This window comes from Acidobacteriota bacterium, assembly GCA_034211275.1.
GTDB lineage: Bacteria > Acidobacteriota > Thermoanaerobaculia > Multivoradales > JAHZIX01 > JAGQSE01.
The window spans coordinates 1-5,289 of the sequence record JAXHTF010000294.1 but is presented as its reverse complement, the minus strand read 5'-3'; the positions used below and the strand labels follow the sequence as shown (position 1 = coordinate 5,289).

The 5,289-nt window shown below is 66.5% G+C and carries 3 protein-coding genes; 1 reads left to right on the top strand and 2 read right to left on the bottom strand.

Translation table 11 applies throughout. The features are described from left to right. On the top strand, positions 1-661 hold a 661-nt coding region (locus tag SX243_24970), incomplete at its 5' end, for a hypothetical protein (protein ID MDY7096241.1). 11 nt (positions 662-672) lie between these two features. On the opposite strand, the gene SX243_24965 is transcribed toward SX243_24970, so the two are convergent. Together SX243_24965 and gdhA are read right to left on the bottom strand one after the other, a co-directional pair. Further along, on the bottom strand, positions 673-3,642 hold the full coding sequence (locus SX243_24965; GenBank protein MDY7096240.1) for a PEP/pyruvate-binding domain-containing protein: 2,970 nt from the start codon (positions 3,640-3,642) through the stop codon (positions 673-675). Next, positions 3,639-4,988 (bottom strand): NADP-specific glutamate dehydrogenase, encoded by a 1,350-nt coding sequence (gene gdhA, locus SX243_24960; protein MDY7096239.1) that lies wholly within the window; start codon positions 4,986-4,988, stop codon positions 3,639-3,641. The genes SX243_24965 and gdhA overlap by 4 nt, the downstream gene beginning before the upstream one ends. Positions 4,989-5,289 lie beyond the last annotated feature (301 nt).

Sequence of the window (5,289 nt, the reverse complement as noted above, 5' to 3'; positions counted from 1 at the left end):
GGCGAAAGCCGAGGAGCCCAAGACCGACGAAGCTAAGGCTGAAGAGGCCAAGGACGAGGAAGCCAAGGCTGAGGAAGCCAAGGACGAGGAAGCCAAAGCCGACGAGCCCAAGGCTGAAGAGGCCGAATCTGAAGAGGCTGAATCTGAAGAGTCCAAGGACGAAGAAAGCGCCGAGCTGGAGAACGTCGCCGAGCGCATCCAGGAGCTTCGCGGCCAGTGGAATCAAGCCGGCGAGGTGCCGGAACGCCACGTCGCGGGTCTGCAAAAGAACTACTCCCAGGTCACCGACCGCCTGGTGGCAGCCTACGGCGAGCAGCTCCAGGGCACGGACCTCGATCCGGAGGTCAACCACCGCAAGCGCGAGCAGATCATCGACGAGCTGGAACAGCTGGTGGCGAAGACCAAGGAAGAGCTCAAGGACGAACCGGACGAGCCTTCGCTGGAAGATCTGGCCTCACAGCTCAAGCAGGCTCTGGCCGCCAACACCATCCGCGGTGCCGGCGGTGGCGGCGCCGACGACGCCTGGAAGCGTCGGGAGCAGAAGGCCCAGCGCCTGGAGGATCGGTTCAAGAAGCTCCCCGGCAAGGCCCACGACGAGCTGATGGTGCGCTTGAGCAACGCGCGGCTGGAGCTCGCGTCGCTGAAACCCAAGGCCTCCTGAGTCGACTCGACTTAGGCCTCCGCCGGCCGCCGCATCAACAACCCGCGACGCTGTCGGCCGTCGATGAAGGCGGTGACCGGCTCCGGTAGGACCACGTGGCGCAGAGCGCCCTGCTCGTGCTCCGCCGGCAGCGAGTCCAGGTACTCGAGGTCCAGACGGTCCTTCGTACCCTCGCCGCCTTCCGGTCCGCCGCCCTCGTCGATCTCGAAATAGCCGGTGCGCAGGGCGGTGAGGTTGTGGAAGAAGTGGGTGCCCTGGGAAGGGTCGATGTGAGAGCCCGGGCGCACCAGCTCGACGATCACCCGCGCCGAGGCCACCTGCCGCCAGGCTACGGGAATCCCCAGCCACGGATCGGCGGTGCCCCAGCGCCCCGGGCCGATGAGCAAATAGCCCTCACCCCGCGCCGCCAGGGCGTGGTTGAGGCGCCCCACCGCCGCCGCCGTGTCGCTGCTGCGGCTGAAGTCGAAGCGGTCCGGATGCACGTAGATCACGTGCCGCAGGTCGCGGATGATCCCGTTGCCGAGGGCCGAACCGCGCCCCAGAAGGTGCCCTCGATACGCCTCCTGGCGCAGATTCACGGAGGTCTCCTCGCTCGCTACCACCAGCGGCCGCAGCTGCAGAATGGCCATCTCCGCCGGCTGCCCGTCGTCCCCCAGAGACACGGCGAACTCCATCTCCACCTCGGTTCCCATGCCCTCGCGCCACAGTTCCAGCAGGTCCTGGAGCAGCGGTGCCAGAGGGAATCGCCCGTGCTTGAGCACCCCGGCGAAGGTGACGATGCGCGGCCCGGAGCGATAGATCGTGTCGTAAACGGCGTCGCTCTCCGCCACGTAGGTGGAGACCAATGCCTCCAGCGCCCCCTCGTCCTCCGCCGCTTCCAAGCCCCGAAGCTGCAGATTGGCGTGATCCTCCAGCGCCCCGGCCACCGGCCCCCGGGAGAGGTCCAACGAATAGAACTTGCGCTGGGAGACCTTGAGCGCTTCCTCCGGGCTGGCCATCTGAGGCAACACCTCGGGATAGCGGGGGCAAAAGCGCAAGGCCCGCCGGCCCTCGACGATGGCCTGGCCGAAGCCCAGGGCGACGCTGGCGATGCCATCCTCGGGCTTCATATAGCCCATGGGATAGTAATTGTGGCTTTGGGCGACGCCGGCGAAGTCGGGATAGAAGTACTTGCCGTGGCGCCGCCCCACCAACCGCTGCAGCACCACCGCCATCTTCTCCTCCTCCAGCCGCAAGTCGTGAGCCTCCAGGTAGCGGCGGGCGTCGCCAACGTAGGCCGAGGCGTAGATCAGGCGGATGGCGCGGGAGAGCTGCTCCAGCCGGACCTCCAGGGAAGGATCGCTGTTGGGCAGCATGAAGGTCTTGTAAAGGCCCGCCAGGGGCTGGGATTCGGAGTCCTCATGGAGGCTCGAGGAGCGCACCGCCATCGGGTGCCGAACCCGCTCCAGATAGGCTCGAAGATCCGCCAGCACCGCCGAGTCGAGCTGCTGGTCCAGGGCACAGCGCAGCACCGCCTCGTCGTCCTCGGCGTCCAGCAGCCGCTGGCGCAACCCGCCGGCGGAGCAGAACTGATCGAATAGACCGGTGCAGATGACCAACGCCGAGGGCGCGGTGATGCGCACCTGGGGGTATTTCTGGTGGATCCTATGCTCCGCCAGGGTGTGGCTGACGAAGGCGATGCTGCGCGCCTTGCCCCCCATGGAGCCACTGCCCAGACGCTCGAAGTCCCGCCGGCGGTATCCTCCCTGGCGGTCGAACTCGGTGATCTCCCCCTGCTGCTCGCGTTCCAGGAAGCTGGTGAAGACCTCCCGCAAATAGGCCCGCATGGCGCCGGTGGACCGAAAGTCCGAAACTTTCTTCGGCCGAACCTCCTGAGCCAGGGCGAACTCGCTACGGGCCATCAACCAGTTGGAGATGTGGTTGCGGCTGGCGTGGAAGCGCAGGCTCTCGTCGGAAACCTCGCCCAAGGCCCGGAGCATCTCCTCCATGTTGGAAGCCTCCAGCTCCCGCTCGCCCCGGGCGTTGCGGAACACGAAGGAGCCGAAACCCAGGTCGGTGCGCATGAACCGCCGCAGATGGTCGAGCAGGCGGCGGGAGTTCTTGTCGGCGAAGTGCACCTCCAGCTCCTCCGCCAGCTGGCGGTGCCCGCTCTGGCTGGACTGCAAGAGCACCGGCACGTCCGGCTGCTGCTCCCGCACCAGGCGGATGAAGCGCAGCCCCGCCCGATCGTCCAGGATCCCGCCCCGGGGGAAGCGCATGTCGCAGATAGTTCCCAGGAGGTTGTCGCTGTAGCGCTGGAAGAGCTCCACCCCTTCCTCGTAATTGCGCGCCAGCAGGATCTTCGGCCGGGCCCGCATGCGCTGGTGCCGGTCCCGCTCGTTGAGGCGCTCCGCCAACAGCGATTTCACCTGGCCGAGCACCTCGGCGTAAATGATCGGCAGGTAGGAGGAAAAGAAGAGGGGCGAATCCTCCACCAGCAGGATCACCCGCACCTGGCCGATGTCGGTGTCGTGGTCGACGTTGCGCATGTCTTCCACGGACTTGACCAGCGCTACCAGCAGACTCGGGTCGCCGGTCCACAGAAAGACCTGGTCGATGCCCGAGGAGCGCTGCTGCTGGGTGTAGAGCTGGGCGTCGGAGCGGTCGTAGGCCAGCACCACCGTAGGCGCCGGCTCCGGCAACCGGGAGACCCGCTGGGCCAGCTGCCGCGGGGTCATGCCGGCGCAGTGAGGGGTCGAGAGAACCAGGTCGTAGCGCCGCTCGTCGAGGCGTTCCAGCGCCTCGCGAGCGGTGGCCACGTGGTCGAAGTGAGGCGGCGTGGAGAGATCCATCTCCACGTATTGGCTGAGCAGCCGGTCCGCGAAGCGGCCGTCCTCTTCGACGATGAACCGGTCGTAGGAGCTCGCCACCAACAAGATGTCCTTCACCAGGAAGGGCATCAGGCTCTGGTACGCGAACAGCCGCGAACCGGCCAAGCTCACACCAACCCTTGATCCATCATCGCGTTGGCGACGGTGAGGAAGCCGGCGATATTGGCTCCCGCCACCAGATTGCCCGGCGAGCCGTATTTGTCCGAGTGCTCGACGCAGGTGGAGTAGATGCGGTGCATGATCTTGCGCAGCTTGTCGTCCACTTCCTTGCGGCTCCAGGACAGCCGCATGCTGTTCTGACTCATCTCCAGCGCCGACACTGCCACGCCGCCGGCGTTGGCCGCCTTGCCCGGACCGTAGAGGATGCCGGCGTCGAGGAAGACGTCCACCGCCTCCGGGGTCGACGGCATGTTGGCGCCCTCGGAGACACAGTACACACCGTTGCGCACCAGATTCTCGGCGTCCTTGCCGTTGATCTCGTTCTGGGTGGCACCGGGAAGGGCGAGGTCCGCCTTGACGTCCCACAGCGGGTTGTGGTCCTGGTTGGGATCCGTCTCGTGGTAGGTGGCGTCGGGGTATTCCTCCACGTACTCCCGGATGCGGCCGCGGCGCTCGTTCTTCAGCTTCATCACCCAGCGCAACTTGCCCTCGTCGATCCCCGCCTCGTCGACGATGAATCCGTCGGAGTCGGAGAGGGTGATGACCTTGCCGCCGCTTTGGATGACCTTCTCGGTGGCGTACTGCGCCACGTTGCCGGAGCCGGAGACCAGGCAGACCTTGCCCTCGAGGGTTTCGTCCCGGCTGCTGAGCATTTCCCCGGCGAAGTAGACCTGGCCATAGCCGGTGGCTTCGGGACGAATCTTCGAGCCGCCCCAGGCCAGACCCTTGCCCGTGAGCACTCCCTCGAAGCGATTGGCCAGCCGCTTGTACTGGCCGAAGAGGAAGCCGATCTCCCGGCCGCCGACGCCGATGTCCCCCGCCGGAACGTCGGTGGAGGGGCCGATGTGGCGGAACAGCTCGGTCATGAAGCTCTGGCAGAAGCGCCGGACCTCGCGGTCCGAGCGGCCCCGGGGGTTGAAGTCCGAGCCGCCCTTGCCGCCGCCGATGGGAGTGGTGGTGAGGGCGTTCTTGAACACCTGCTCGAAACCGAGGAATTTGAGGATGCTCAGATTCACCGAGGGATGGAAGCGCAGACCGCCCTTGTAGGGTCCGATGGCGCTGTTGAATTCCACCCGAAAACCGCGGTTGACCTGCACCTCGTGGTTGTCGTCTTCCCAGGGAACGCGGAATTGAATCACCCGCTCGGGCTCGACCAACCGCTCGACGATCTTCGCCTGCCGCAGCTCGGGGTGACGGTCCAGCACTGGCGCGATGGACTCCAACACTTCCATCACCGCCTGATGAAACTCCGGCTGGTGGGGATCTCTATGCTTCACCAAGTCCATGTAGGGATCGATCGAGCTCAAGACGCTGCCCTCCTCAGGCCTTTGAGACCCCTGTCGGCGGCCTCTGGTGAGTCGTTCGGGGCCCGGCGGCGGCGGCTGTGCTTTGCGTGGCGGCCGCCACCGGTTCCGGTCACTTCGCGTGTCGTGCCGCGGAAGCTTATCGCGTCCGGGCGTCTCGCGCTCAAGGGGCATGCCCAGGCCAACCAGGCCCGCAGCCACCGCGACCCCGAGCTGCGCCGCCTCGACGCCCGCCGCGCCAAGGCCCTCAAGGCCGACATCGCCCTCCTCGACAAGCGCATCGCCGCGATCGTCA